Below are 25,598 nucleotides of genomic sequence, written 5' to 3' on the forward strand. Positions count from 1 at the left end.
GGCGCCCGAAGAGGCTTCCTGTAGGGGGAACGCGAAGCAGCTTCTAGCGGGCTGTGTCGCCGAGCCTATCGACGTTTTCGCCCCTCCGGCCGTGGATTCCGGCGCCGATCCGGCGCAATGCCCGGATCGACATCGTCGCCGCCGCCCTGTACGGCCTCTTCGGCGGGTTGACCACCCCCTTCATCCCCTTCATGGCCCGCGACCGTCTGGGGGCCAGTTCGCTGCTGGTCTCGCTGGTGATCGCCTCCCAGGGGATCGTCCTGCTGCTCTCCCTGTGGTACGCGCGCTTCGTCCGCATCCGGCACCCGGTGCGCGCCGTGATCGTCCCCTCGCTGCTGGCCCGCGGCCTGCTCCTGGTGATGCCCGCCGTGCACACGGCCACGGCGTACGTCGCCCTCATCTTCGCCCACTATGCCATCGCCTCGATCAGTATGCTGGGCTACGCGGAAGTGATGCGCGCCGTCTACCCGGCCGACATCCGCGGAAGGATGATGGCCGTCGTCCGGGTCGGCATGGCGCTGAACTGGATCGCCGCCTCGCTGTTGGGCGGGCGGCTCATGCAGTTCGTCCCCTTCCAGTGGATCTTCGCCGTGGGCGGGGCTTTCGGGATCACGAGCTCCCTCGTCTTCAGCCGGATCCGCCTGCCGGCGCAGGTCCCGGCCGAGGATCCCGTCGATCTCTCCCAGACGCGCCAGATCCTGCGGGACAACCGCCCCTTTCGGAACTTCCTCACCGGCCTGCTGGTCTACGGCTTCGGCGTGTGGTTCATCAGCCCGGCGATCCCGATCCTCCTGGTGGACCACCTGCACGCCACCAGCTTCCAGGCCGGTCTCCTCGGCGCGGTCAGTTCCGCCACGTGGCTGTTCTCCTACTACCACTGGGGACGGATGATCGACCGGCGGAGCGCGGTGTGGACGATGAGTCTGGTCCTGTTCATCGGGACGCTCACCCCCGCCATCTACCTCCTCTCGCCGAACGCCTGGGTGGTGCAGCTGGCGGGGGTCACGGAGGGCCTGACGTCGGCGGGGTTCGACATCGGCTGGCTGACCGCCGTCCTGGAGTACGCACCCCCCGGACAGATCCGGCACTACGTGGCCATCTACAACACGCTGGTCGGGGTGCGCGGCTCGACCGCTCCCTTCCTGGCCGGAGCCCTCCTGCCTCTATTCGGCGTCCGCGCCGTCTTCGCCATCGGGATCGTCCTTACCCTGACCGGGGCCCTGCTCCTCCACCGCGCGATCCGACCTGCGCCTCCCAGCAGGGCCTGAGCACTGCGGCGAGGTCCGCGGGCGCCAGCCGCCACTGTTCGATCTCGATGCGACGCTCCCCCAGGTGCAGCCGCTCCCGCTCCACCGGCGCGTAGAAGCGCGCCCAGAAGGCGTCTTCGGCGTCTTCCAGCAGCGCAACGACCCGGCCGTCCACGCGCACGTCGAGCCGGCAGCCGGCCGACGTGCGGACGACCCAGGCGTCCTGGGCGCCGAAATCGCGGCGCAACACCTCCCGCAGTTGCGCCAGAAGACGACGCCGCTTCGGCCAGGTCGGCCTCAGTGCGCCAGCCTCCGTCCCAGGTCGTCGAGGAACGCGCCCAGGTAGGCGGCACCGATCTCATCGGGATCGGTCCGCTCCGCCAGCGCCTCCCGATCGAGATCCAGCGACGCGGCGATGTCGTTCACCATCGGCCGCAGCGTCTGCAGGTAGGTCTGCAGGTTCTTCGCCGCCGACCGCGTGTGGGGCACCGGGATGACGAACCCGCGCTTGCGCTCCCCGGGGGTCATCAGCCGTCCTGTGCGCATCGCTCACCTCGTCACGGCGTGGGGATAGGTGAACTCCACAATCTTCGGCTGGACCAGGCGCCGGAAGTCGGCGAAGGCCACGGACATCGTCTCGCGGTGGGTGCCGGCGTTGAACACGATCCGCGGATCTTCGGTCAGCGACCGATCGACGACGACCGGAACCCCGTAGAGATTGGCAAAAGGAGGCATGGCGCCGACCTCGCAGTCGGGGAAGAGGTGGGCGAACTCCTCTTCCCGGGCCAGCCGGACCTCTCCGGCGCCGAGGGCCGCCTTCAGGCGGGGGATGTCCACGCGGCGCGGCGCGGGGAGGACCAGCGCCGTGATCTTCCCGTCCACGAACGCCATCACCACCTTGGCCACGAGCATCCCGGGCACGTGCTGCACCGCGGCCACCTCCTGCGCGGTGTACACCTCGGGATGCGTGGTCGTCTGATACTCCACCCCCTGCTCCCGGAAGTACCGCTCCAGGCGCTCGCGGCACGTCATCGGTCCCACCTCCTTCTCAACTGTATTATGCGCCTGGACAAGGCGCGGAGGCGTCACCGTCCGAAGGCGCCGGTGGTGTAGGCGCGGGCCAGCAGCGCCGCCTGGGTCAGACAGAGCAGGGCCAGGGCGCGGGCTTCGCGACCGCCCGCGGGGTCGCGCAGCATCGCCCGGCGCAGAGCGCCTCCCGGCCGCAACCCGAACTGGAGCACGGCGCCGACCAGGACGAGGGGGCCGTAGAGGAAGTGGAGCGGCGCCCGGGGGCGGCCGCCGCCGACGGCAAGGATCACTCCGGCCGCGAGCTGGACCGCCGCCAGCGCGACCACGACCAGGAGCAGCGTCCAGAAGGCCGCGCCCAGCCGGGACCGCCTGAGGTCGGCCAGCAGCGCCCAGCCCGCGAGCAGGACATTCCCTGCGATCTCCAGGGTGATCAGGGCGGGGAAGGCGTGGAGTACGACGAGGCGCATCCCGCGGCTAGCCTTCTACACGGGCGTGAGCAACCCTTCCTCGCGGAGTTGTTCGAGGATCTGCTGCATCTTGGCGAAATCGCGGAACCCTGCGGTGAACTGATCTTCCGTCTTGTAGCCGATCTCCACGAACTTGTTCAACGTGACAAAGAAGGCGTACTGGATCGTCGAGGCCACGCTGTCCGGGGCGTCGCGGTTCTTGTCCAGATGCAGGTCGATGATGTCCACCCGGGGGACGACCTCGCTTCCGGTGCGGCCGGCCCGGGCCTCGGTGACCAGGATGTCGTGCAGGTTCTTCGTCGCCACCCAGTCCTTGCTGAAGACCATGGCCACGTCCAGGTCGTACTCCAGGTCACCCGAGCCCACGCTGTGGTGCATCGTCGGCCGCGCGAACTCCGAGACGTCTTCGGCCGGCTTCTCGTCCAGTCGGCACCCCTCTTTGTCCAATGGAGAGATGGCGAAGACCGGGCAGTTCAGCTCCAGGCTGAGGTCGGCCAGCTTGCCCGAGATGAGGTCGGTGCGGGCCTTCTCGTCGTGGACGGGCTCCTCCAGGGGCATGCGCTGCAGGTAGTCGATGAAGATCGCGCATTCGTCGGTGTGAAAGAGGTGCATCAGGTTGTGGGCGCGGGCCTTCACCCGCTCCACGGTGTCGTTGCGGCCGGACTCGATGAGGAAGAGGGTGCCCAGCCCGCCCTTCATTTTCTCCCAGGACTCCTTGACCCGCTCCTGGATCCGCGGCGCCGTGCCGTCCGCCGTGAGGAGGATCGCCGGGTTGACCAGGGCCTCGCGGGCCAGCAACCGCGAGAACAGGACCCGGCTGGTCTGCTCCCAGGAAAAGTACAGCACCGGGATCTGGTAGCGTGCGGCCACGGCGTGGGCCAGTTCCAGGGCGAAGTTCGTCTTCCCCCGCCGGGGCGCGCCGGCCAGGCCGTAGTAGAACCCCCGCCGCAACCCCGAGATCGCCTCGTTCAGGCGCTCGAAGGGGGCCACGTTGTAGCCGAGGGTGCGGCCCGCGCCGCCGCCGACGATCTCCTCCACCAGCTGCTTGCCGATCTCGGAGGCCGGCAGCGTCGAGCGCGCCAGGCGCTGCTGCTGGATCTCCATCAGCGGCGGGATCAGCCCGCCCACGAAGTCGACGATGTCCTGCCCGTCGGTCCGCTCTTCCTCCAGGTACGTCGTGATCGCGGTGTTGATCTCGACGAGCCGCAGCCGGCTGTGACGGGCCTTGAGCAGGTCCACGTAGGCGATGACCGTCGCCGCATCGGGCTCCGGCGTGGCCAGCACCTGGTCCAGGAATCGGCGCATCTCCGGGGAGCCGGCGCCGCGCTCGTTGAGCAGGGCGCGCACGGCCAGGGGATCGAGGGGGATGTCGGGCTGCTCGTTGAGGTCCAGGAGGACCTTGGCCACGGTCCGACCCAGGGAATGGGGCATCAGCTCGGGCCGGAAGCCGGCTTCCAGGGCCTTGCCGAGAAGGAAGCGGTCGCGGAGGAACCCGCTGAGCAGGGCGCGTTCGATCGCCGACGCCTCTTCCATGCCACCACCCTCGCACTCGCAAAACGACCCGTCCAAATCCTACCTGGACGGGCCGCCTCCCAGGATAACCTCCACGAATGGGTTATGCCCGGACCGAGAGGGTTTAGACCGCGTTGTCTATTGTCGCCGGATGCGGCGCCGACCCTGGCCTGGCCTGACCAGCGTCCGGTAGGTGCCGACCGCCGCATCGCAGACCCAGCCGCCTTCCGGGATCCGAGCTTCGCCGGCGTGGAACGACAGGCGCAGGCCGTCCAGACGCAGCCGGACGGCGCCGCGGGACATGACGACGGCGGCGATGCCCTTCCGGCCCAACAGCTCCAGCACCCCCGGCGCGAAGGCCACGCCGCCCAGACCCACCGCGCCTCCCCCGGAGGGCACAGGATAGACCGCAAGACGGTCCGCGTAGGCCAGGACGCGGCCGGAGGGGGCCGCTATGGTCACATCCCTGAATCCGGACGGCCTCATCCGCACCTCTGCGGGAGTCATGGCGCGCCCGGAGGGATTTGAACCCACGGCCTTCGGCTCCGGAGGCCGACGCTCTATCCGCTGAGCTACGGGCGCGCGGATGAGAGGTGCGAAACGATTATAGCAGGTCCGATCGCGTCTGGCCCCGGGCGCCAGGGGGCACAGGAGGGATAACCCCGGTCCTAAGGGGGTGCCCGCATGGACGAACTGCTGAAGGTGCTCGCGGTCCTGTTCACCGCAAGCCTGCTGGTGCTCGGTGCCGGCACGCTCATTCAGGTCGTCGAGCAGCTGCTGCACCGCCCGCAGCCCGGGACGCGGCACTAGCCGACCCGTCCATCTGGCTGCGGTCTCCGTCGGCAGGGAACGGGCAGTCACCAGAGAACAACAGACGAAGTCCCGGGACGGCCTTCAGGAGGCACGCCATGCCCGACACCTCGGCCTATCTGGAGCAGCTGCGCAAGGTGCCCATCTTCAAAGCGCTGCCGGCGCGTGAACTGGAGTTCATCTCGCGCTCGGTGAAGGAGCGGACCTACGAGCCGGGGGCCGTCATCGTCAAGCAGGGCGACCCGGGCATCGGCTTCTTCATGATCATCGACGGACGGGTCGAGGTCTCTCACGACTCGCACAAGATCCGCGAGATGGGACCGGGCGAGTTCTTCGGCGAGATGGCCCTGATGGAGGAGCGTGTCCGCACGGCCACGATCACAGCGAAGGAAGCGACGCGCTGCCTGCAGCTGGTCCGCTGGGATTTCCGGGCGCTGCTGAAGGAGAACCCCGAACTCGCCGTGCGCATGCTGGAAGTCGTCGTCCAGCGGCTGCGCGAACACCCACTCACCCACGAAGCGGACTGACCCCGCCCGGACGGCCCCGCCGGTGGCCTGACCGCGCCGACTGCCGGCGCCGGCGGCCGGGTACACCCTCGATGTGTTCACCTGCCCCACCGACGACCGGATCCTGACCCGGACCCGCGGCCCCCACGGGATCTCCTGGACCTGTCCGTCCTGCGGCGGTCGCGCGGTGGGGCTGGGCGTGGTGCGCAAGATTGTCGCGTCGGCCGTCGTGGATGATCTCTGGGTCGCGGCGAAGCACGGTCGGGGATCCCGGCGCCGACCGTGCCCGTCCTGCCGGGCGCCCATGGTCGAGGTCGGGACGACGGACGGCGGACCGAAGATCGACGCCTGTACGCGCTGCCACTTCCTGTGGTTCGACCCCTCGGAGTTCGAGACGCTCCCGGCTCCGCCGCCCCCGCGGCCCGAGCCGGAGCTGCCGCCGCAGGCGCGGGAGATCATGGCCTGGGCCGAGGCGCAGCGGATCGCCGCGCAGCATCGACCCGGAGGCGGCATCTCCGCGGACGCCCCCGGGGAGATGTGGAAGTACCTCCCGGCCCTCCTCGGCATGCCGGTGGAGTACGACAGCCCCGATCTCAGGCGGCTGCCGTGGATGACCTGGATCGTGGCGGCGCTGGCCATCGGGGTGAGCCTGGCCGGCTTTGCCCACATGGAAGACGCGATCCGCCACTACGCCCTCGTCCCCGCGGATCCGTGGCGTCACGGCGGCCTGACCCTTGCGACCTCGTTCCTCCTCCACGGCGGCCTCTTCCACCTGGTCTCGAATATGTACTTCTTGCTCGTCTTCGGCGACAACGTGGAGGACGTGCTGGGCAAGGGCGCCTACCTGGGATTGCTGGCCGCCGCGGCGTTGGCCGGGGATCTCCTGCACATCACCTTCGACCCGCGGCCCCAGGTCCCCGTGGTCGGCGCCAGCGGCGGCATCTCCGGGATCATCCTCTACTACGCGCTGAAGTTCCCGCGGGCGCGGCTGGGGATCCTGCTGCGGCTGTTCTTCCTCTACTTCCGATGGGTGTCGTTGCCCGCCTACGCCTATGTCGGGTTCTGGGTCCTGCTGCAGATCCTGGGAGCCTATCAGCAGCTGGCGGGAATCACCCACGTCTCCGCCCTGGCGCACCTGGGCGGCGCCTCGATCGGCGTCATCGCCTGGGTGCTCACCCGCTCCCGGTAGGCATTCAGTAGTCCCGCGAGAGCACGTGCCGGTTGCCGATGCGCACGTTGGTCAGGCCGGCGTCGCGGGCCGCGGCGGCCGCCTCCTCTGCGTGCCCTACCGAGGTGCAGGGGAGGTCGGGCATGTAGAAGTTCGGAGCAAAGCCCAACAGCGCGTAGGGAATGTCGCGGCAAAAGGAGGCGATGAAGCGGGCGATCCGCCCCACCTCCTCGGCATCCACATAGCCCGGTACCAGCAGCGTGCTGGCCGCCACCAGCGGCGGCTCGGGACGCCGGGCGACGCGGCCGGCGGCGCGCGCGAAGTTGGCCAGGGTCTGGCGGTTGGTGTGGCCGGTGAGCACGATGTGCAGGGTCTCGTCAAAGGCCTTCAGGTCGAACTTCACGGTGCCGCCGCTCTGCAGGGAGAGTTCCACCGCCCGGTCCATCAGTGCGGTGTTGGCTGTCCCGGACGTCTCCCAGCAGACGACCACACCCCGCCGGGCCAGCAGCGCGGCGGAGGCCAGGGCGTGGGGCATCTGGGACGCCGGGTCACCGCCGAAGTAGCAGACGCAGAACGTCTGGGCATTGGCCGCCGCCGCCAGCTCCTGGGCGCTCGTGGTCCGCCGCCGCAGCGCGGCGACTCCCGGCGCGGGATCGCCGCGAAGGGCCGCCACCTCCCTGGGGGAGGGGAGCAGGTCCCGGTAATGCCAGTTCTGGCAAAACAGACAGTTCAGGGTGCAGCTTCCGTAGAAGACGGCGAGGTTGTGCTCTCCCCGCTGTGTTCGTCCGGCGCAGGCCCACATGGCCACGCAGTTGGTGGGCAGGGGATCCCGGTACCAGTGCAGAAGGCCGCGCGACGGCACTCCCGCCAGGTGGACCAGCCGCCCCCCCTGCACGGTGCGCAGCCCGCAGTAGCCGGTATCTCCTTCCCCGAGCACGCAATCGTGCAGGCACAGGCCGCAGCGCACACCCCCCGGCGCCCGCGGCGGGACGCTCGGCATGCGGAAGGCGCGGCGCACCGCCGTATGCGACGCGGCCGCCACCTGCCGGGCTTCAGCGGGCCGCGCGCGGACGCAGGGGCCGCAGATGCCCAGGTGCGCGGCGATCAGAGGGGAGGAGCGACCGCACAGCGCACACCGCTGCTCCCCGGGACGGGAGAAGCGCTCACGGGTCCGGAGACGGGCCTCCATCTGTCCGCCCGCCGTTCTCCGCGCCCCCGACCGGTTGGGGAAGACCCGCCGGGACGACGCGGCGCCCGCGTACGCGCGCGACCAGGTCGTCCAGCAGCGTGTACACCACCGGGATGACGAACAGGGTCAGCACGGTGGAGGTGGTGAGACCGCCGAGGACGGCGATGCCGAGCGGGCGGCGCCACTCCGCCCCGCTGCTGCCGATGCCCAGGGCCACGGGCAGCCCGCCCATGATCGACACCAGCGCCGTCATGAGGATCGGGCGCAGCCGCGTCTGGCCGGCCTGCAGGATCGCCTCCCGCCGCGGCAGCCCCCGCTCGCGCAGCTGGGTGATGAACTCGATGAGCAGGATGGCGTTGTTCACGACAATCCCGGCCAGCATCATGATCCCGAGCAGTGACATCAGGTTGACCGTGGTGCGCGTGACCAGCAGCATGAAGAAGACACCGATCCCGGCCAGCGGAAGGCTGAACATGATGGCGAACGGGTTGAGCAGCGACTCGAACTGCGCGGCGATGGTCATGTAGACCAGCAGCGTCCCGAGGCCCAGGGCGAAGAACATATCGGTGAAGGTCTCCTGCTGGAATTGCGCCTCGCCGGCGAAGGCGATGCTGTATCCCGGCGGCACCGTGATCTCCTTCAGTTTGCCCTGGATCTCGGAGACCACGGCGCTCAGCGGGCGGCCCGCCAGCCCGGCCTCGACGGTGACGAGACGTTGCCGGTTCAGACGGTCGATGGTGATCGGCCCCCGGCGCAGCTCCATCCGCCCCACATCGCTCAGGTAGATCGGCGTCCCGTTCACCTGGCCGACGCGCAGGGCACCCAGTTCCTGCACGGCGTCGCGATCCTGGGCCCGGGCCTGCACGGTGATGTCGTACTCCGAACCGGCAATGCGGTACTTGGTTGTCGCCGTCCCGGAGATGTAGGTCCGCAGTTGACTGCCGATCTCCGCGGTGGTCAGGCCGAGTTCCGCCAGACGCACGCGGTCCAGCCCGATCTGCACCTCCGTCTTTCCCGGCTCGAGGTTGGTGTCCACGTTGCGGGTCCCGGAAGTGGAGGCGACGGCCTCGCGGACCTGCGCCCCCAGGCGGGCCAGTACCTGCGGATCGGGCCCCGTGATCTCGATCTGCACGGGGCTGGTGCCACCGGCGACGCCCTGCGAACCGATTTTGACCGTCGCGGCCGGAACATCACGAAGGCGAGCGCGAAGATCTTCCATGACCGCCCCCACGCCGCGCTGACGCGCGTCGCGGGGGATCAGCTTGACGAAGATCTGGGCGCGCTGACTGCCGCCCTCGGTGAATCCGAACCCGGTGTCGGAGGCGCCGACGAGGGTAAAGTAGGTGGAGACTTCCGGAGTGGCCCGCAGGGCGGCTTCCACGGCTTTCGCCGCGCGGTCGGTCTGGGCCAGGGAGCTGCCCGGCGGCATGCGGAGTTCGATCTGGAACTCGCCGTAGTCGCCCATGGGGAAGAACTCCTTGCCCACCAGGGGCGAGGCCACGATGGCCAGGGCGGCGACAAAGAGGGCCGCGGCGGTGAGCAGCACGCGTCCGCGGTGCTGCAGGGACCAGGACAGCGCCCCGCGATAGCGCTCGGCCAGCCAGCCATAGAAGCGGTCCCAGCGGGCGAACACCCGGGCCGTCCGCCCCGGCGGCGCGTCGGCCGTCGCGGGCCGCAGCCACCGTGCGGACAGCATGGGGGTGAGGGTGAAGCCCACGAGGATACTGAACAGGTTGGCAAAGACGACGGTCAGGCCGAACTGGCGGAAGAACTGGCCGACCAGCCCCCGCATGAAGGCGATGGGCAGGAAGACGGCCACGTTGGCCAGGTTGCTGGCCATGACCGCCAGCTCGATCTCCTTGGCCCCGCGCAGGGCGGCCTCGCGCGGATCGCTCCCCTCCTGGAGGTGGCGGCTGATGTTCTCGTTGACCACGATGGCGTTATCGATCATCAGCCCGATGGCGATGGCCAGACCCAGCAGGGAGAGCATGTTGAGCGAGAACCCGGCGAAGTACATGGGGATGTAGGTGGCGACGATCGCCGCCGGCAGGGCCAGGGCGATGATCAACGTGTTGCGCACGCTGTGCAGAAAGAGAAAGACCACGACCGTGGCCAGGAGGGAGCCCAGGATGAGGTTTCCCTGGACGTCGGCGACGGAGTCCCGGATGAACAGCGAGGCGTCCAGCGCCGCCTCGATGCTTACGCCGGGCGGCAGCGCGGCGCGCAGCTCCCGGATCGCCTCGTGCACGCCGTCGGCCACGGCCACCGTGTTGGCGTCGGACTGCTTCTGGATCGTGATCCCCACGCTGTCCTGACCGTTCAGCCGGGTGAGGCGGTCCGGTTCCTTGAGCGTATCGACGATGCGGGCCACATCGCGCAGAAGCACGGCGCCCCCCGGGCGCGGGATGCGGAGGTCTCCGATCTCCTCCACGCTGCGGAACTGCCCCATCACCCGGACCAGGAACTCCTCATCGCCCTGCCTGAGGCGGCCGCTGGGGATGTTCAGGTTCTCGGCGCGCAGGAGATTCTCGATCTGCAGCACGGAGATGCCCAGGGCCCGCAGCCGGTCCTGATCCACCTCGACCCGGATCTCCCGCACCCTCCCGCCGGAGACGTTCACCGCGGCCACGCCCGGCACGCGCTCCAGGCGGGGCTTGATGATGTTGTCGGCGATCTGCCGCAGTTCGTAGCCGGAGAGCCGGCCGCCCATGCCCAGAATCAGGATGGGCTGGCTGCTGAAGTCGAACTTCGCGACCGTGGGATCCTCGGCGTCCCGGGGCAGCAGGGGCCGGACGGTGTCCACCCGTTGGCGCACGTCGGCGGTGGCCGCATCGATGCCGGTGCCGAGCTGGAACTCGATGGCCACGATGGAGGCGCCTTCCTCGCTGGTGCTGTAGACGCGACGGACACCCGGCAGGGAACTGAGCTGTTCCTCCAGGGGTTTGCTGATCAGCGTCTCGACTTCTTCGGGGCCGGCGCCGGGATAGGCGGTGATGACCGTGACAAAGGGAAACTCGACGTTGCTCATCAGTTCCACCGGCATCCGGCTGTAGGAGATCCCGCCCAGGACCAGGAGGGCGAGGATCACCATCAACACGAACACCGGCCGCCGAACGGCCAGCGCGGAGAGCGACATCAGCGGTTCACCACCTTGACCGCCTGGCCGTTGGCCAGCGACTCCGGCCCCAGCGTGACCACGAGCTCGCCTTCGGCGACCCCGTAGAGGATCTGCACGATGTGATGGTGGCGCAACCCGAGCAGGACCTTGCGCACGCTGGCCCGGCCGTCCTTGACCACCACGACTTCCGGCTGTCCGTTCTGCCGGATCGCGCCGCTGGGGACCACGACCACGTTCTCCCTGCGCTCCACCAGCACCGAGACACGGGCCGACATGCCCGGGAGCAGGCGTCCCGATCCGTCGGCCAGCCGGATGCGGACCTTCGCCGCGCGCGTCAGGGGGTCGGCAGAGGGCTGGATCCGGCTGACGGTGCCGGGCAGCGTCAGGGAGGGATCCGCGTCAGGACGCACCGTCGCCGCCTGCCCCCTGCGCACCTGCGGCAGGTCGCGCTCCCCGACGCTGACCTCCACCTCCAGGTCGCGGTCGTCGTAGAGGACGGCCACCTTCATCCCCGGAGCGATGAACTCCCCGACGGTGACCGGTAGCTCGGCGATCCGCCCGGCAAAGGGCGCGCGGATGGTGGCGTTCTCCAGTTGCAGGCGGACCAGCCGCAGCCCGGCCTGAGCCGCGCCGTAGGCGGCCTCGGCCTGTTCCACCTGGGCCCGGGCCATGGCCACCTCCTCCTCCCGCGCGCCCGACCGCACGAGGCTGAGCTGTTGACGCGCGGAGTCCAGCTGGGCGCGCGCCACGTCACGCTGGAGGAGGACCGCGTCGAGCTGCTGCCGGCTGACCGCACCGGCGGCGAACAGCTGCTGCATCCGGGCCACCTCCGCCTCGGCGTTGCGGAGGGCCGCCTCGGCCTGCCGGACGGCGTTCTCCGCCTGGGCGCGTTCCTGCGACCGGGCGCCGGCCAGCAGCGCCGCCAGTCGGGACTGCGCCACCTCGCGCGCCGCGGCGGCCTGGCGGACATTCTCCTCGGCTTGGCGAACCTGTGCTGTGAGTTCCTCCGTCTCGAGCCTGGCGATCGGCTGCCCGGCGGCGACGCGGCTCCCCTCCTGGACGTACACGGCGGCGATCCGTCCCGCCATCTTGGGGGTCAGGTCCACCCGCCGGGCCGAGAGCACGGTCCCGGTGAGATCCAGGGTTTGTTCGATCGCCCCCCGCCGGGCCGGCACCGTCTCCACCGCCACGGTCTCCACCGGTGCCGGATTCTGCGCCCCGAGCTGGGGGGCGGCGCGCATGCGTTGCTGGGCGACCACTCCTCCCGCGACGAGGAGAACGGCGACGGCCAGGATGATGGTCCACTTCCGCATCAGCGTACCCCTTCACGTGTGTGTGCCGTGAACGTGCCCTCTCCCATCGCCAGCCGCAGGGTCTGCACGATCCGCGGCCAGTCGATCGGGACCCCGCTCAGGGCCTCCTGCAGGCTGAGGCCGTCGAAGGTCGAGACGACGATCGCGGCCAGCGCGTCGGTGTCGACATCCGGCCGCAGCTGCCCGACAGTCTGCGCTTCGCGCAGCAGCGCCGCGATGAACCTTCGCCACTCGTCGTAGCCGCGGGCGCACAGCGCGCTCAGCCGGTCGTCCTTGCTGGCCTGCGCCCATACCTCCAGGAGCAGACGGGGGGAGAAACCGGGCGAGGCCTGCTTCGCAGCGAGATCGGCGGTGAACTGTGTCGCGATCCTGTCAATCTTCTCCAGGGGCGTGGTGGCCGTGGCCGCCGCGGCCTTCGCCCGTTCCAGGGAGTGCGCGACGCTGTGGCCCACAACGGCGGCAAGGATCTCGTCCTTGGACTTGAAGTACGTGTACACGCCGCCCTTGCTCAGCCCCGCTTCGTCGCAGATATCCTGGATGGTGGTCCGGTGCACTCCGGCCCGCGCGAAGCAGATCGCCGCGGCGTGAAGAATCCGCCTCCGCTGGCCCTGCTCGTGAGCGGTCGTCACCCTCGGGCTCATGTGCGCACTACTCCTATGGATCCGATCGACACAGACGGGCCTCCGCTTGCCGGCAAGGGGAATGAAAACCGGACGGTCGGTTTGACTCCCTCCTGGACGCTACACCCCGGGGGAGCCCGCTGTCAAGTCGGGCCGGTCGCGTGCACTCCGGAGGTGCCCGGCGGAGCCCCTCGGGCGCGTCGGAGCAGGAGCAAAAGCACGGCTCCGGTCCCCCAGGTGACGGCCAGGAAGATCGCCACCCAGCCCAACCCGGGGATGAAGGCCAGCACCCCCAGCAGCGCGGCCCCGACGACCGCCTCGAGCGCTGCGGCGTGTTGCTCTTGAAAACCGCCCAGGATCCGGTCCCCCAGCAGCCGCGAAACGCCGGCGAAGCCGGCCAGGGCCAGCAGCATCACGGCGAAGGGCAGGAAGGCGATCAGGGGGATGCCCACGATGGAGACCGCCAGCAGCACGGCCAGGGGCGGGAGCAGGATCCACAGCAGGATCCCGGCGAGGATCGCTTCGCCCGGCGAATAGTGCACGGCGTCCGCGATGCGGCGGGTGGGCCCGGGAAACAGCGCGGCCACCGCGGCGGCCAGGACGATGAATGCGACGAAGGTGAACGTCGCCGCCGCGCGTATCAGCCCCGGCCACCCCATCCACCAGTCGCGCCCCCAGACCCGGCCCTGGCGCGACGCCGGCGGGGGGCCATCCGGCGGCGGAACGCCGGAGGGCCGGATGCGTCCTCGCACGCGGGCGCCGGGCCGCATCTCCACGCGGCCGTTCGCCGACCAGACGTCGCCGCCGACCACGGCGCCCGGGGCCAGGGAGATGTCTCCGTTGAAGGTGCGTACGGATCCGGTGACCGTCCCGTTCACGGCGACGTCACCGTTCATCGTCATCGCGTCGCCGCGCAGCGTCCCGTCCACCTGGATCCGGCCGTTCAGGGTCAGGGCCGAACCGTCATGGACCGTGCCGGGCGGGATGACGATGTCGCCCGAGAGCCGCACGGTGACGCCCTGTGCCGCCAGGGGAGAAGCGGCCAGGAAAATAACGAGGACGGTCAGGAAGGTCCGCAACCGGGATCCCTCTCTGGCATGGAGCCGGCGAGATCTGCTCCGCCTACTGCCTACGCTCCCCGGGGACGGTCTCCTCCACCAGCCGCAGTTCGCGTCCTACCGTGGGAACGACGGAGGAGCAGTCCCGCCGGGCGCAGTAGGACACGTCCGCCTGGAGCCCCAGACGCACGATGTTCCGACCCGCCGCGGCCCGCAGGAACACGGCCAGCGTATCCGGCTCCGATCGATACAGCAGAAGGGCGGCCTCCGCCCCGTCGGTGAGGTCGAACGGACCGTGCTCCAGCAACCGGGAGGTGAGATAACCGGCGCAGTAGGCGTCGTCGAGGCCGAAGCCGCCTTCGCGACCGGCGCAGACCAGCGTTACATCCGACCCCGCGGCCCGGGCGAGGCGGAAGGCCTCGGCCGCCGCCGCCGCGCCGTTGCGCATGGCGCCGATGAGCACCGGTCCCAGGCCGGCGACGGCGCGGATCGCCGCCGTGCCGTTCGTCGTGACGAATATCACCGGTCGCCCTCGGATCTCCGCCGCAGCGAGTTCGACCGGAGAGTTGCCGTAGTCGAATCCCTCGGGAGCCAGCCCGCCCTCTTCGCCCGCCATCACCACCCGGGGGAGCTCGCCTTTCCGGGCGCGGGCCACCGCGACGCTGGGCGCGATGTACACCCCGTCGGCCCCGCGCTCCACCAGGGTCACGAGCGACGTGCTGGCCCGCAGGACGTCCACGACCACGCACACCTGAGGGCGGTCCACCGGCGCGGGGTCCAGCGCCCCCGTGAGGAGCAGCGAGGGGTGGAAGGCGACGTGCAGGCGCATGCCGCCCTGCCTACCCGTTGAACTGTCGATGGCGCCGGTCCCGCTCGATCGCCCAGCGCAGGCGCGATTCAATGACCGCCGCGGCCTCGGCGACGGACGTCCCCAGGAACGCCCCGTCCGCAGGGGTCACGATGAGCAGCGTGGTGCGCCCGCCCACGATTTCGTAAACCTGCCCCAGCCGAATCACGCCCACCTCGCCCGGATCGGGATCTCGGTCGAAGAACCGGTCCAGCGCCGCGGCCATCGCCGCGATGCGGGAGGGATCGGGCAGGCGGAGGATCACCGTGTCGTTGACGGCCAGCTCGGCGACCTGCCGTCCCCCCTCGGTGACCGTGCGGGTCGTCACCCGCAGGAAGTTGGCGGCGGGACGGCGCACCAGGGGGATGCCGCGCCGGCGCAGTTCGGCCTCGATGTACGCCACCCGTTCCTCCGTCTTCGGGTGGTCACGGAGGTCGCCCGGGTCCGCCCGCGGCCGGTAGCGCTCCTCGCGGAGCAGATGTTCCATCACCGTGAGGGCGGCCACCGGGGTGTACGGGGTCCTGGTCAGGTAGGCCAGCCCCAGGAGGTCCGCCTCCCGCTCCATCTCCCGGGTATAGCCGCTGAGCAGGCCGTAGCTCACCAGCTGCGCGCCCTGGGCGATCGCCGGGTCGCGCGTCAGCACGGCGACGACGATGGTCCAGAACGCGGCCTGGTTGCTGCGACGGATCATCGCCATCTGGTGGCGCCGGGCGGTGTGGGCGATCTCGTGGGCCAGCACCGCAGCCAGCTCGTGGTCGGACCGCACGAAGGCCAGCATGCTGCTGGTGACGTAGACGAAACCGCCGGGCAGCGCCACGGCGTTGGGCTCCTTCCACTCGATGACGTTGAACGTCCAGGGGAGGGCGGGACGATCGGAGATCTCCGCGACGAGCCGGCCGATGCGCCGGACCCGTTCGACGACGTCCCGGTCGGCGAGGAGGCGGTACTGCGCCTCCAGCTGCTGGGCGTAGGTCCGGCCGATGCGGATCTCCGCCTCGTCCGCGGACGCCGCCGGCAGGGGCGTCGGAAGGAGAAGGACTGACAGGAGAACGAGCAGGAGCGCGGTCCGCAGCGAACGCATGGCCAGCGCCGCAGAGGACCGGCTCTTCAGCGCCGGGCGGATCCCGCCGGCGGGCATGTCGGTTTCGCCCGGCCCATGCTCTTCAGCCACCGGAGCACCCCAGGCGAAACACCTTCCGCGCGTTCTCGGTGGTGACCCCGGCGATCTCCTCGGCGGTCACCCCGCGCAGCGCGGCCAGGCGCGCGGCAATGGGCACGAGGTAGGCCGGCTCGTTGCGCCGGCCGCGGAAGGGTTCCGGCGTCAACACCGGTGCATCGGTCTCGAGCAGCAGGGCCTCGGCGGGAACGCACCGGGCCACCTCCAGGACCTGACGGGCGTTCCGGTACGTCACGGGACCCCCGAGGGAGATGACGTATCCGGCCTGGACACACCGGCGGGCGAACTCCGTCGATCCCGAGAAGGCGTGCAGGACCGCCCGCACGGATTTCCACTCTCCTAGTATATCCAGGACATCCCCAAACGCCTCCCGGCAGTGAACGACCGCGGGGAGACTCAGCTCGGCGGCCAGACGCAGGTGCCGGCGGAAGGCGCGACGCTGGATCTCCCGATCGGGACCGCGGACATAGTCCAGGCCCGTCTCCCCGACGGCGACCACCTTCGGGTGCGCGGCCAATCTCCGGAGTTCGTCCATCGTCTCCGCGGTAACCTGCTCCGCCTCCTGCGGGTGGACGGCCACCGCGGCATAGACGTCCGGGTGCCGGTCGGCCAGCGAGACGGCGGCTGCGGACGAGGGGACGTCGGAGCCCACCGTGACCATCCCGACCACGCCGGCGGCCCGGGCCCGGGCCAGCACCTGCTCGCGGTCCGGGTCGAAGGCCCGATCTTCGAGATGCAGGTGGGAGTCGAAGAGCTCCATCTCCGGGGAGGTACCGGGCCTCAGGTGATCTTCGCGCCCTTGGGGGCGTTCTTTTCCACCGTCAGCAGCGCCACCTGACCGTCCCACTCCGCGGCCAGCAGCATCCCGTGGGAGTCGACCCCGCGCACCCGCCGCGGGGCCAGGTTGGCCAGGACGATGATGCGCTTGCCGACCAGTTCCTCCGGGGTGTACTGGGGGATGAGCCCGGTGATGATGGTGCGCACCTCGGTTCCCAGGTCGATCCTAGCTTCGATCAGCTTGTCGGTGTTGGGCACCCGCTTCGCCTCGAGGACCTCGGCGACACGGATGTCCAGTCTGCGGAACTCTTCGATGGTGATGGTCTCTCCCACAGGCTCCTCCTCCGCCGGCTCCGTTTTCGGGGGCGTCGCCGGCCCAGGACCAGTCTGCGCCTCTCCGGCCTCCCGCACCTCGACCCGGTACTTCTCGATCCTGGGGAAGACCGGAGCGCCGGGACGGACCCGGGTCCCCGGGGGCACCGTCCCCTCCCGGGCATCCTCCAGACGCTGGGCCTCCAGCGGCACGCCGATCCCCAGCTGGTCCCAGACGCGCCGGGTCGCCGCGGGCAGCCAGGGCGACAGGAGGATGGTGACCCCCCGGAGCACCTCGACAGTCTCGGCCAGGGCGGCGCCGGCCCGCCGGCGGTCCGTCCTGACCGTCCGCCAGGGCGCTTCCTCGTCCAGGAATTTGTTGGCCAGGGCCAGCAACCTCCAGATCTCGGCCAGCGCGCGGGTGAAGTCGAGACGCGAGAGGAGCGGATCCAGCGCATCGACCACCTCCGCCGCGGTCCGGCGCAGCGCCCCCGCCGTCCCGACCGCCGGCTCGGGCGGGGGAACCACGCCGCCGAAATGCCGTTCGATCTGCGGCAGCGTCCGGTTGAGCAGGTTCCCGTAATCGTTGGCCAGGTCGGCGTTGAAGCGGTGCACCAGCCCCGGCTTGTTGAAGTCCCCATCGGCGCCGAAGGGAATCTCCCGCAACAGAAAATAGCGGATGGCGTCCACGGCGATGTCCTGGTCTACACCGGCTTCCTGGGCGATCTCCCGGGCCAGGGCGGCCGGATCGATCACGTTGCCCAGTGACTTGCTGAACTTCTGCCCCCCGAAGGTGAGCCAGCCGTGGGCAAAGGTCTGCTGCGGGATCGGGATCCCGGCGGCGTGGAGCAGGATGGGCCAGTAGACGGCGTGGAACCGGACGATCTCCTTGCCCACCAGGTGGACGGTGGCCGGCCAGAAGCGGCGGAACCGTTCGCCGTCGGGATACCCCAGGGCCGAGATGTAATTGGTGAGGGCGTCGATCCAGACGTAGATGACGTGGCGGCGGTCGAAGGGCACGGGCACACCCCAGGTGAAGGTGGAGCGGCTGACGGAGAGATCGCGGAGTCCCGCACGCACGAAGGAGACGACTTCGTTCCGCCGCGCCTCGGGTTCGATCAACGCGGGATTCTCCTCCACGGCCCGCAGCCACCAGTCTTGGTACCTGGACAGGCGGAAGAGGTAGGATTCCTCCGACGTCCACTCCGTCGTGCGGCCCGTGTGGACCGGGCAGGTGCGGTCCGGACCGAGCTCCGTCTCCAGGTAGAACGACTCACAGGAGGCGCAGTACCAGCCCTCGTACCGCCCCGGGTAGATATCCCCCTGGTCGTAGAGCTTCTGGAACAGCAGGGCGGCCACGCGCTCGTGGCGGGGCTCCGTGGTCCGGATGAAGTCGTCGTACCTGATGTTCAGGACCTCCCACAGCCGTCGGAACTCGGCCGCGATGCGGTCGCACCAGGCCTGGGGCGTCACCCCGTGCTGCCGGGCGGCGCGCTCGATATTGATCCCGTGCTCATCGGTGCCGGTGAGGAAGAAGGTCTCGTAGCCGGCCAGGCGTTTAAACCGCGCGGCCACGTCGGCGGCAATGGTGGTGTAGGCGTGCCCGATGTGCGGCACATCGTTCACATAGTAGATGGGCGTCGTGATGTAGTAGGTCTTTCCGGCCACGGTCACCACCCCTCGAAAGACAATGCGCCCCTCGTCCGTGGGACGAGGGGCACCTCCTCGTGGTACCACCCAGTTTCGCGCCGTACGCCTCGACGGGTGCGGGGCGTCGCCGCCCGACACCCTGGCCCGTTCACGGGAACCGCCCGGCGGGTCCTACTCGACCCTGCTCTTTCGGACCCGCAGCTCCGGAGCCATGTTCGCCGCCGTCCTCCCGCCGGCTTCCACCGCACCCGGCTCGCTTCAGGACCGGACAGACGGGTACTCCCGCTCCGTCACCGCTTGTGCGACCCATTCTACTGGGGCAGAGGGGCAGCGTCAATGACAGGGCCGGGACGACGGACCGGCGGCCTCAGGGCGGCGGAGGGGGGTAGGACTCGACGATCTCGTACAGGTCCGCGGGGTCGACAGGTTCAGAAATGGGGACCGCGCTGTTCACCTGACCCCGTGCGGCGCTCCTGACCCAGGCATCGTAGGCCGCTGGGCTGTCCCAGGTGGCGATGACGACGTAGGGATCACCCGGCCTCAGAGGACGCAGGAGCTCACCGCTGCGCAGCCCCGCCACCTCCCTGGCCAGCGCCAGCACGCCGCGCGCCCGGAAGGTCTCCTCGAACTCGCGCTCCCGGCCCGCCGCCACCTGCAGTCTGATGATCGAACGGATCATCGCCCGCGCTCACAACAACCCGGCGGCGGTCAGCAGCTCCCGCAACCGGAGGCGGTGCTCCTCGCTCAGCGGCGGCGCGGGAGCCCGGACGGTGGGGTGGGCGATCCGGCCGAGCATCGCCATCGCCTCCTTGATGACCACGAAGAAGGGCGCGTCCAGCTGATACAGCGTCGCCAGCTCCAGGCGCTGGCGCATCACCGCGGCCGCCTCGGCCAGGCGGCCGGCCCGCCAGTGCTCGTAGATCGCCACGGGCGGGGCGGGAGCGACGTTGGCCACCGCGGGGATCGCGCCGTCACCGCCGCTCAGCAGCGTGTTCAACAGGTGGAACTCGTACCCGCAGAGCACGCTGAACTCGGGTTTGCGCGGCTTGATCCGCGCGATCACCTCGTGGATGTGGCTGATACTGTCGATCGTCTCTTTGATGCCGAGGACGTTGTCGTGGGCCGTCGCCAGACGGGCCACCAGCGGCGCCGGGATACTGCGGCCCACAACTGCGGGAAAGTTGTAGATCAGGACCGGGAGGGTCACCGCTTCTGCCACCGCCCCGATGTGCATCTCGATCGCCTGGTCGTTGGGCGTCCAGTAGTAGGGCGGGATGACGATCACGCCGTCGGCGCCGATCTCCTCGGCATACCGGGCCAGGGCCACGGCCTCCTCGGTCGCGGTGGACAGGCACCCGACCAGCACGGGAACCCGGCCGTCCGTGTGGCGGACGACCAGGGCGGTGAACGCCCGGCGTTCCTCCGCCGTGAGGTGCATGGCCTCCCCCGTGCTGCCCAGGGCGAAGACGCCGTGCACGCCGCCCGCGATGACGAAGTCGAGATGGGCCCGGTTGGCGTCCTCGTCGATGCGCCCCTGCTGATCAAACAGCGTGACCAGCGGCGGAATGATCCCTCCGAATCGACTCACCCGTCCTGCCTCCTTCATCTGGCGGAGATACTCCGCGACGTAGCGCCTGGCCGGTTCCTCGTACGCCAGGGGGACCAAGACGTCTCCCCAGATCCCGCTGGCCCCTCGAATCACCTCGGCGTACATCGGCACCTGGCGGCTGCGGACCAGGACCGGAATGCCGGCGTCAAGGAGGATGCGCTCGACCAGGGCCGCTTCGGACTCGCTGGCCGCCTGGAACACCCGCGCGTAGTCCCGCGGCCGCGGCAACCGACCGGCCATCAGCCCTTTCCTCGCATCCGGAGCATCAGCTCATAGGCCTGGCGTCTGCCGAGCCCGCAGGCCCGCCTCACCTCCTGGACCGCCCTGGTGGGCGGGACCCCCGCCTCCAGCAGGGCACGCATCCGCGCCGCCGGATCGTCCTCCCCTTCCGTCACCGCCTCCGTTGCTCCTGCCACGACGATCGTGAACTCTCCCTGCGGGGGGTGAGCGCGCAGGTGGTCCAGCGCCTCTGCCACCGTGCCCCGGAACACTTCCTCGAATTTCTTGGTGAGTTCACGGGCCAGCGCCACGCGCCGGTTCCCGAGGACCAGAGCGATGTCCTCCAGCGCCGCCGTCAGCCGGTGCGGGGCCTCGTAGAGCACCAGCGTCCAGGGCAGGGTGCGCACCGCCGCCAGAGCCCGACGCCGCTCGCCGGACCGGCGGGGCAGGAACCCCAGAAAGGTGAAGCGGTCGGTGGGCAGGGCCGAGACCGTCAGCGCCGCCAGCACGGCGCTCGCCCCCGGGACCGGGACGATGGTGAGTCCTGCGGAAGCCGCGGCGCGGATCAACCGGTAGCCCGGATCGGACAGGGCCGGCGTGCCGGCATCGGAGACCAGAGCCACATGCTCCCCCCGGCGCAGGCGCCGGACCAGTTCGGCGCTGCGCGCCTCCTCGTTGTGCTCGTGAAAGCTCACCGTAGGGGTCGTAATCCCGTAGTGTGTCAGGAGCCGGCGGGTGCGGCGGGTGTCCTCGCAGGCGATGAGATCGACCTCGGCCAGGACGCGCCGGGCGCGAAAGGTCAGATCTTCCAGATTTCCGATGGGCGTGGCGACGAGATACAGCGTTCCGGCGCTCATGGGGCGGCCAGACGCAGCGCGGCGCGGACGGCCTCCTCCGCCGTCTCCACCACGGTCAGCGGGGCCCGCTCGCCTCCGCGCTGCGCCTCCCAGGTGCGCAGTCCCACGACGGGCTTCCCGCAGCGCAGGGCATGGCCGATCTCGGACAGGGTGCCGTATCCGCCCCCGATGGCGATCAGGACATCGGCCGTCAGGACGATGACGACGTTGCGCATCTGCCCCATCCCGGTGGCGATGGCGACGTCGATGTAGGGATTGGCTTCGTCGCGCTGCGGGCCGGGCAGCACGCCGACCGTCAGGCCGCGGGCGCCCCGCGCGCCGCGGGCCGCGGCCTCCATCACCCCGCCCAGGCCTCCGCAGAGGAGGATGCAGCCGGCCTCGGCGATCCGCCGACCGACCTCCTCGGCCAGCGCCTCGTGCGCCGGATCGGAAAAGACGCTTTCACCAATGACGCCGATGACGCGGCGCACGTCGTCCTCCGGGAAGGATCGAAGCCGGGGCCTGGGGCGGCAGCGGGGCGTCCTGCGCCGGCGGAGGAGGCAGACGGTCTGCGGCCGGACGGAGCAGGCGCTGCAGGATGAGCACGGCGGCCGCCTTGTCCAACGGCTCGTTCAGGTTGCCGCACTTCGGCGACTGGATACACGACGGACACCCCGCTTCGCAGGGACAGCCTTCAATGGTCCGCAGGGCCGCCGCCATCACCTCGTCCAGGAGCGCGTAGCCCTTCTCCGTAATCCCCACCCCGCCGGGATGTCCTTCGTAGATGAAGATCGCCGGGGCGTCCATCTCCGGATAAACCGGGTAGGAGACGCCGCCCAGGTCCCAGCGGTCACACATCGCAAACAGCGGCAGTACGCCGATCGCTGCGTGCTCCACGGCATGGATGCCGCCGGCCAGATCCAGCTGGCGGCGGCGGAGCTCCTCTTCGATCCCGGCCGGAATGCCGAACCACAACGCCGTGGTTTGCAGCCGTTCCTCGGGCAGGTCGAGCGGTTCCTCGCCCAGGACCTCCTCCGAGAAGAGCCGCTTGCGGACAAACCCGGTGACCTGCGTGCGGACCTCGACGTCGCCGAAGCAGGCGACCGTCGGCCCCCACGGGCGCTGGCGCCGGACGGCGAGGATCTCCAGGTCGGTGTCGGACCGCGGCTGCGTGTAGTAGTCCCCCTCGGCCGGCACCACGGTCGCCGTGCGCGACGCCAGATCCAGCCGTCCGACCAGGTAGGGTTCTCCCTGGTGGAGGTAGACCGCACCCGGGTGCAGCTGCTCCAGGGCGCGCGCGCCGTCCACCGTGCCGATGAGGCGCCCGCCCGGCGCCTCGACCACGCGGAACGCCTCGCCGCCCGCGCTGCGGACCTCCACGTCGCCGGCGGGATAGCGCGCCCCGGCCCAGTACCAGCGGTCATGCCGGTTCCGCAGGTCGCCGTGTCCTTCCAGGAGGCGGGCCAGCTCCAGCATGCGCGGCCCAAAAAGCTCCGTATCCCGACTTCCCACCGGAAGTTCGGCGGCCGCACAGCGCAGGTGGCCGGCCAGGATGTACGGGTTCTCCGGATCGATCGCGGCCTGCTCCACCGTCCGCTCGAACAGATACTCCGGCGCGCGCATCAGGTACTGGTCGAGGGCGTCTTCCAGCGCGATGAGGACGACCAGGGCCTCATCCGTCCCCCGGCCGGCGCGGCCGGCCCGCTGCCAGGTGCTGGCGATGGTGCCGGGATAACCGACGAGCACGGCGGCGTCCAGCCCGCCGACGTCGATGCCCAGCTCCAGCGCGCTGGTCGAGATCACGCCCAGCAACTCGCCGTCGAACAGCCGTCGCTCGATGGCCCGGCGTTCCCGGGGGAGGTAGCCGGCGCGGTAGGGACTGATGCGGTCGGCCAGCTCCGGCGCCCGCTCCTCCAGGGCGGCGCGGGCGTAGCGGTACACGAGCTCGGTGATCTTCCGGGCCTGGGTAAAGGCGATGGTCCGCACTTCCCGGCGCACCAGTTCGGCGAACAGGGCGCTGCCTTCCACGTAGGCGCTGCGGCGGCGCGCCCGGGCCCGGTCGATGATCGGCGGATTCCACAGGACGAACCAGCGCGGCCCCGACGGCGAGCCGTCGTCGGCGATCACCCGGACGGGCAAACCCAGCAGCGTCGAGGCAAACTCCTCCGGGTTGCCGATGGTCGCTGACGTACAGACGAAGACCGGCGCGGCGCCGTGCATCCGGCAGATCCGCCGCAACCGACGGATGATGTTGGCGACGTGGCTGCCGAAAACGCCGCGGTAGACGTGGGCGTCGTCGATGACCACATAGCGCAGGCGGCGGAAGAAGGCCGCCCAGCGGAAGTGCTGGGGGAGGATGCCCACGTGCAGCATGTCGGGGTTGGTGAGGATGATCTGTGCCGTCTCCCGGAGCTCCCTCCGGCGGCGGATCGGGGTGTCGCCGTCGTAGGTGGCGAAGGGCACGCCCAGCTCCAGTTCCGCAAGGGCATCGGCCTGATCCTGGGCCAGAGCCTTGGTGGGGAAGACGTACAGCGCGCGGGCCTGGGGGTCGGCGAGCAGCGTCTCCAGCACCGGGACCGTGTAGCACAGCGTCTTCCCGCTGGCCGTACCCGTGACGACGACAGTGTGCTCACCGCTGCGCACGGCCCCGATCGCCTCGACCTGGTGCCGGTAGAACCGGCGGATGCCGCGGCGCTGGAGAGCCCGCCGCAGCGGTTCGGCGGGCGGCGGCGTGAGCACGGCGTAGCGCGCCGGGCGGGGCGGAATGAACTGCGTATGCACCATCTGTCCGGCGTACCCGGACTGGCGCTGGAGGTCGTCGAGGAAGGCGCGGACATCCATCGGGTCGCGGCGCTCCTGCCAGGAGTATTATGACCGCCGCCGCGCCGCCCTGCCAGCGCAGCCGCGACCGGACCGGCCCGCCGGCGTCCCGACCCCGGAAAGAAGGAAGGGCCGGGCGCGGTGCCCGGCCCTGTTCCTGATTGCTGGTGGTGCGATCTACCGGAAGCGGAAGTCCAGCGTGTGCGCGCTCCCGTCGTCCAGAGTCACGATAAAGCGCCGGCAGGAGCCGCGCCAGGATCGCTCCGTCTGCCAGGTGTAGCGGTAGTACCCACGGCGGATCCACGACCAGGCGCGGTCGTTGTCGTCCTTGTGGCGGACGATCTCGTCGTCCTCTTCATCGTCCTCATCCTCGGCGAAGGCGCCCCGGTCGAAGGGACCCTTGTGGTGGTCGCGCCGGTTCCAGGAGACGTAGCGAAGCCGTCCTTTCGCGCTGACCACGCCGCTGACCGGTCCGCTCGGGCAGGCGATCTTCCCGACCTGGATCGAGGAGACCGCGCTCAGCGCCTTCACTGGCTGGCCCGTCGAGTCTTCGATCTGCCAGCGCAGGGTGATCCGCGCCCCGGCCCGCGCCGACACCGGGTTGTGGCGCGGCCGCGGGAAGAATCCGAGGAACCGGTAGCTGGACTTGGAGGGCTCGACGAAGCGGCCGAATCCGACGGCCATGTTGCCGACCGGCACGCTGGCCACAACCCCATTGGTTGCAGCGTCGATGGCAACCAGCCGGTTCTGGCCCCCGTCAACGACGAAGATCCGGCGCCCGTCCGAACTGACGGCGACGCCGAAGGGCGCGCCGCCCGGAAGGAGGATGTCGGGCAGCTTCGTATTCGTCGCCGCGTCGATCACGGACACGCTCTCGCTGCCGTTGTTGGCGACGTACACGCGCGTGCCCGTCGGGTTGACGGCCACCCCCTGGGGCTCCACGCCCACCGGGATGCTAGCGACGATCGCATTGGTCGTGGTGTCAAAGACCCTGAGTCTGCTGGCATAGTACTCCGTGACGTACAGCCGCCCGCCGTCCGGACTCAGCGCCGCTCCCGTCGCGCCGGCCGCCGGGTCGCCGTCGATCCACTCCGCGACCGTATTCGTGGCCGCATCGATTACGGACACTTCGGGCGACCCGTTGAAGTTCACGACGAAGACCTGAGAGCCGTCGGGGCTCACCTCCACCCCGCGCGGTCCGATCCCTACGGCAACCGTGGCCACGACCCTGTTGGCGGCCGTGTCCACGACGGACACGCTATTCCCACCGAAGTTGGTGACATAGAGACGCGTCCCCGCCGGGTTGAGTGCCAC

General features: G+C 70.1%; 25 protein-coding genes and 1 tRNA gene. 4 read left to right on the top strand and 22 right to left on the bottom strand.

Annotation, left to right across the window (positions count from 1 at the left end; all coding sequences use genetic code 11):
- Window positions 1-53: 53 nt before the first annotated feature.
- Window positions 54-1,268: an MFS transporter gene (locus QN141_13040; protein ID MDR7559402.1), complete on the top strand. Its 1,215-nt coding sequence runs from the start codon at window positions 54-56 to the stop codon at window positions 1,266-1,268.
- On the opposite strand, the gene QN141_13045 is transcribed toward QN141_13040, so the two are convergent.
- The 7 genes from QN141_13045 to QN141_13075 all read right to left on the bottom strand — a co-directional run bounded on the left by QN141_13045 (window position 1,204) and on the right by QN141_13075 (window position 4,837).
- Window positions 1,204-1,494, bottom strand: a complete 291-nt coding sequence (locus QN141_13045; GenBank protein ID MDR7559403.1) for a hypothetical protein — start codon at window positions 1,492-1,494, stop codon at window positions 1,204-1,206. The two genes, QN141_13040 and QN141_13045, sit on opposite strands and share 65 nt — an antisense overlap.
- 50 nt (window positions 1,495-1,544) lie before the next feature.
- Window positions 1,545-1,793 carry a hypothetical protein gene (locus QN141_13050; protein ID MDR7559404.1) on the bottom strand — a complete coding sequence of 83 codons (249 nt, stop codon included), beginning with the start codon at window positions 1,791-1,793 and terminating at the stop codon, window positions 1,545-1,547.
- A gap of 3 nt (window positions 1,794-1,796) precedes the next feature.
- Window positions 1,797-2,279 (bottom strand): YbaK/EbsC family protein, encoded by a 483-nt coding sequence (locus tag QN141_13055; protein ID MDR7559405.1) that lies wholly within the window; start codon window positions 2,277-2,279, stop codon window positions 1,797-1,799.
- A 53-nt stretch (window positions 2,280-2,332) separates the two neighbouring features.
- Entirely contained in the window at window positions 2,333-2,743 is a 411-nt protein-coding gene (locus tag QN141_13060; protein ID MDR7559406.1) for a hypothetical protein, read from the bottom strand.
- Between the two features lie 15 nt (window positions 2,744-2,758).
- Window positions 2,759-4,276: a DnaB-like helicase C-terminal domain-containing protein gene (locus QN141_13065; protein MDR7559407.1), complete on the bottom strand. Its 1,518-nt coding sequence runs from the start codon at window positions 4,274-4,276 to the stop codon at window positions 2,759-2,761.
- Window positions 4,277-4,393: 117 nt separating this feature from the next.
- Window positions 4,394-4,717, bottom strand: coding sequence for a hypothetical protein (locus QN141_13070; GenBank protein ID MDR7559408.1), 324 nt, complete (start codon window positions 4,715-4,717; stop codon window positions 4,394-4,396).
- A gap of 44 nt (window positions 4,718-4,761) precedes the next feature.
- Window positions 4,762-4,837: transfer RNA gene (locus tag QN141_13075), tRNA-Arg, on the bottom strand.
- A gap of 102 nt (window positions 4,838-4,939) precedes the next feature.
- On the opposite strand from QN141_13075, the gene QN141_13080 reads away from it, so the two are divergent.
- From QN141_13080 to QN141_13090, 3 genes are all read left to right on the top strand, one after another.
- Window positions 4,940-5,065 (top strand): hypothetical protein, encoded by a 126-nt coding sequence (locus tag QN141_13080; GenBank protein MDR7559409.1) that lies wholly within the window; start codon window positions 4,940-4,942, stop codon window positions 5,063-5,065.
- Window positions 5,066-5,163: 98 nt separating this feature from the next.
- On the top strand, window positions 5,164-5,592 hold the full coding sequence (locus QN141_13085; GenBank protein MDR7559410.1) for a cyclic nucleotide-binding domain-containing protein: 429 nt from the start codon (window positions 5,164-5,166) through the stop codon (window positions 5,590-5,592).
- A gap of 73 nt (window positions 5,593-5,665) precedes the next feature.
- Window positions 5,666-6,760: a rhomboid family intramembrane serine protease gene (locus tag QN141_13090; protein ID MDR7559411.1), complete on the top strand. Its 1,095-nt coding sequence runs from the start codon at window positions 5,666-5,668 to the stop codon at window positions 6,758-6,760.
- Between the two features lie 4 nt (window positions 6,761-6,764).
- Here QN141_13090 and QN141_13095 read toward each other — a convergent pair whose 3' ends face one another.
- The 15 genes from QN141_13095 to QN141_13165 all read right to left on the bottom strand — a co-directional run.
- Window positions 6,765-7,928, bottom strand: a complete 1,164-nt coding sequence (locus QN141_13095; protein ID MDR7559412.1) for a radical SAM protein — start codon at window positions 7,926-7,928, stop codon at window positions 6,765-6,767.
- Window positions 7,903-11,064 carry an efflux RND transporter permease subunit gene (locus tag QN141_13100; protein ID MDR7559413.1) on the bottom strand — a complete coding sequence of 1,054 codons (3,162 nt, stop codon included), beginning with the start codon at window positions 11,062-11,064 and terminating at the stop codon, window positions 7,903-7,905. Before QN141_13100 ends, QN141_13095 begins: the two co-directional genes overlap by 26 nt.
- Window positions 11,064-12,359 (bottom strand): efflux RND transporter periplasmic adaptor subunit, encoded by a 1,296-nt coding sequence (locus QN141_13105; protein MDR7559414.1) that lies wholly within the window; start codon window positions 12,357-12,359, stop codon window positions 11,064-11,066. Before QN141_13105 ends, QN141_13100 begins: the two co-directional genes overlap by 1 nt.
- A complete protein-coding gene (locus tag QN141_13110) occupies window positions 12,359-13,000 on the bottom strand; it encodes a TetR/AcrR family transcriptional regulator (GenBank protein ID MDR7559415.1) in 642 nt (213 codons plus the stop codon). The genes QN141_13105 and QN141_13110 overlap by 1 nt, the downstream gene beginning before the upstream one ends.
- Before the next feature lie 122 nt (window positions 13,001-13,122).
- A complete protein-coding gene (locus tag QN141_13115; GenBank protein ID MDR7559416.1) occupies window positions 13,123-14,058 on the bottom strand; it encodes a hypothetical protein in 936 nt (311 codons plus the stop codon).
- A 43-nt stretch (window positions 14,059-14,101) separates the two neighbouring features.
- The gene (locus QN141_13120) at window positions 14,102-14,866 is read right to left on the bottom strand and encodes a 2-phosphosulfolactate phosphatase (GenBank protein ID MDR7559417.1); all 765 of its coding nucleotides are present in this window, start codon (window positions 14,864-14,866) and stop codon (window positions 14,102-14,104) included.
- A 10-nt stretch (window positions 14,867-14,876) separates the two neighbouring features.
- Window positions 14,877-16,055 (bottom strand): M48 family metalloprotease, encoded by a 1,179-nt coding sequence (locus tag QN141_13125; GenBank protein MDR7559418.1) that lies wholly within the window; start codon window positions 16,053-16,055, stop codon window positions 14,877-14,879.
- The gene (locus QN141_13130; protein ID MDR7559419.1) at window positions 16,048-16,821 is read right to left on the bottom strand and encodes a TatD family hydrolase; all 774 of its coding nucleotides are present in this window, start codon (window positions 16,819-16,821) and stop codon (window positions 16,048-16,050) included. The genes QN141_13125 and QN141_13130 overlap by 8 nt, the downstream gene beginning before the upstream one ends.
- Before the next feature lie 20 nt (window positions 16,822-16,841).
- Window positions 16,842-18,818, bottom strand: a complete 1,977-nt coding sequence (gene metG, locus QN141_13135; protein MDR7559420.1) for a methionine--tRNA ligase — start codon at window positions 18,816-18,818, stop codon at window positions 16,842-16,844.
- Window positions 18,819-19,167: 349 nt separating this feature from the next.
- On the bottom strand, window positions 19,168-19,479 hold the full coding sequence (locus QN141_13140) for an antibiotic biosynthesis monooxygenase family protein (protein ID MDR7559421.1): 312 nt from the start codon (window positions 19,477-19,479) through the stop codon (window positions 19,168-19,170).
- Window positions 19,480-19,488: 9 nt separating this feature from the next.
- Window positions 19,489-20,649: a dihydrodipicolinate synthase family protein gene (locus QN141_13145; protein MDR7559422.1), complete on the bottom strand. Its 1,161-nt coding sequence runs from the start codon at window positions 20,647-20,649 to the stop codon at window positions 19,489-19,491.
- The gene (rsmI, locus tag QN141_13150) at window positions 20,649-21,485 is read right to left on the bottom strand and encodes a 16S rRNA (cytidine(1402)-2'-O)-methyltransferase (protein MDR7559423.1); all 837 of its coding nucleotides are present in this window, start codon (window positions 21,483-21,485) and stop codon (window positions 20,649-20,651) included. Before rsmI ends, QN141_13145 begins: the two co-directional genes overlap by 1 nt.
- The gene (locus tag QN141_13155) at window positions 21,482-21,955 is read right to left on the bottom strand and encodes a TIGR00725 family protein (GenBank protein ID MDR7559424.1); all 474 of its coding nucleotides are present in this window, start codon (window positions 21,953-21,955) and stop codon (window positions 21,482-21,484) included. The genes rsmI and QN141_13155 overlap by 4 nt, the downstream gene beginning before the upstream one ends.
- Window positions 21,927-24,305 carry a DEAD/DEAH box helicase gene (locus QN141_13160; GenBank protein MDR7559425.1) on the bottom strand — a complete coding sequence of 793 codons (2,379 nt, stop codon included), beginning with the start codon at window positions 24,303-24,305 and terminating at the stop codon, window positions 21,927-21,929. Before QN141_13160 ends, QN141_13155 begins: the two co-directional genes overlap by 29 nt.
- 156 nt (window positions 24,306-24,461) lie before the next feature.
- Window positions 24,462-25,598: PxKF domain-containing protein (locus QN141_13165; GenBank protein ID MDR7559426.1), on the bottom strand; the 1,137-nt coding region annotated here is incomplete at its 5' end.

It is taken from the genome of Armatimonadota bacterium, from assembly GCA_031459765.1.
Classification (GTDB): Bacteria; Sysuimicrobiota; Sysuimicrobiia; order Sysuimicrobiales; family Kaftiobacteriaceae; genus Kaftiobacterium; species Kaftiobacterium secundum.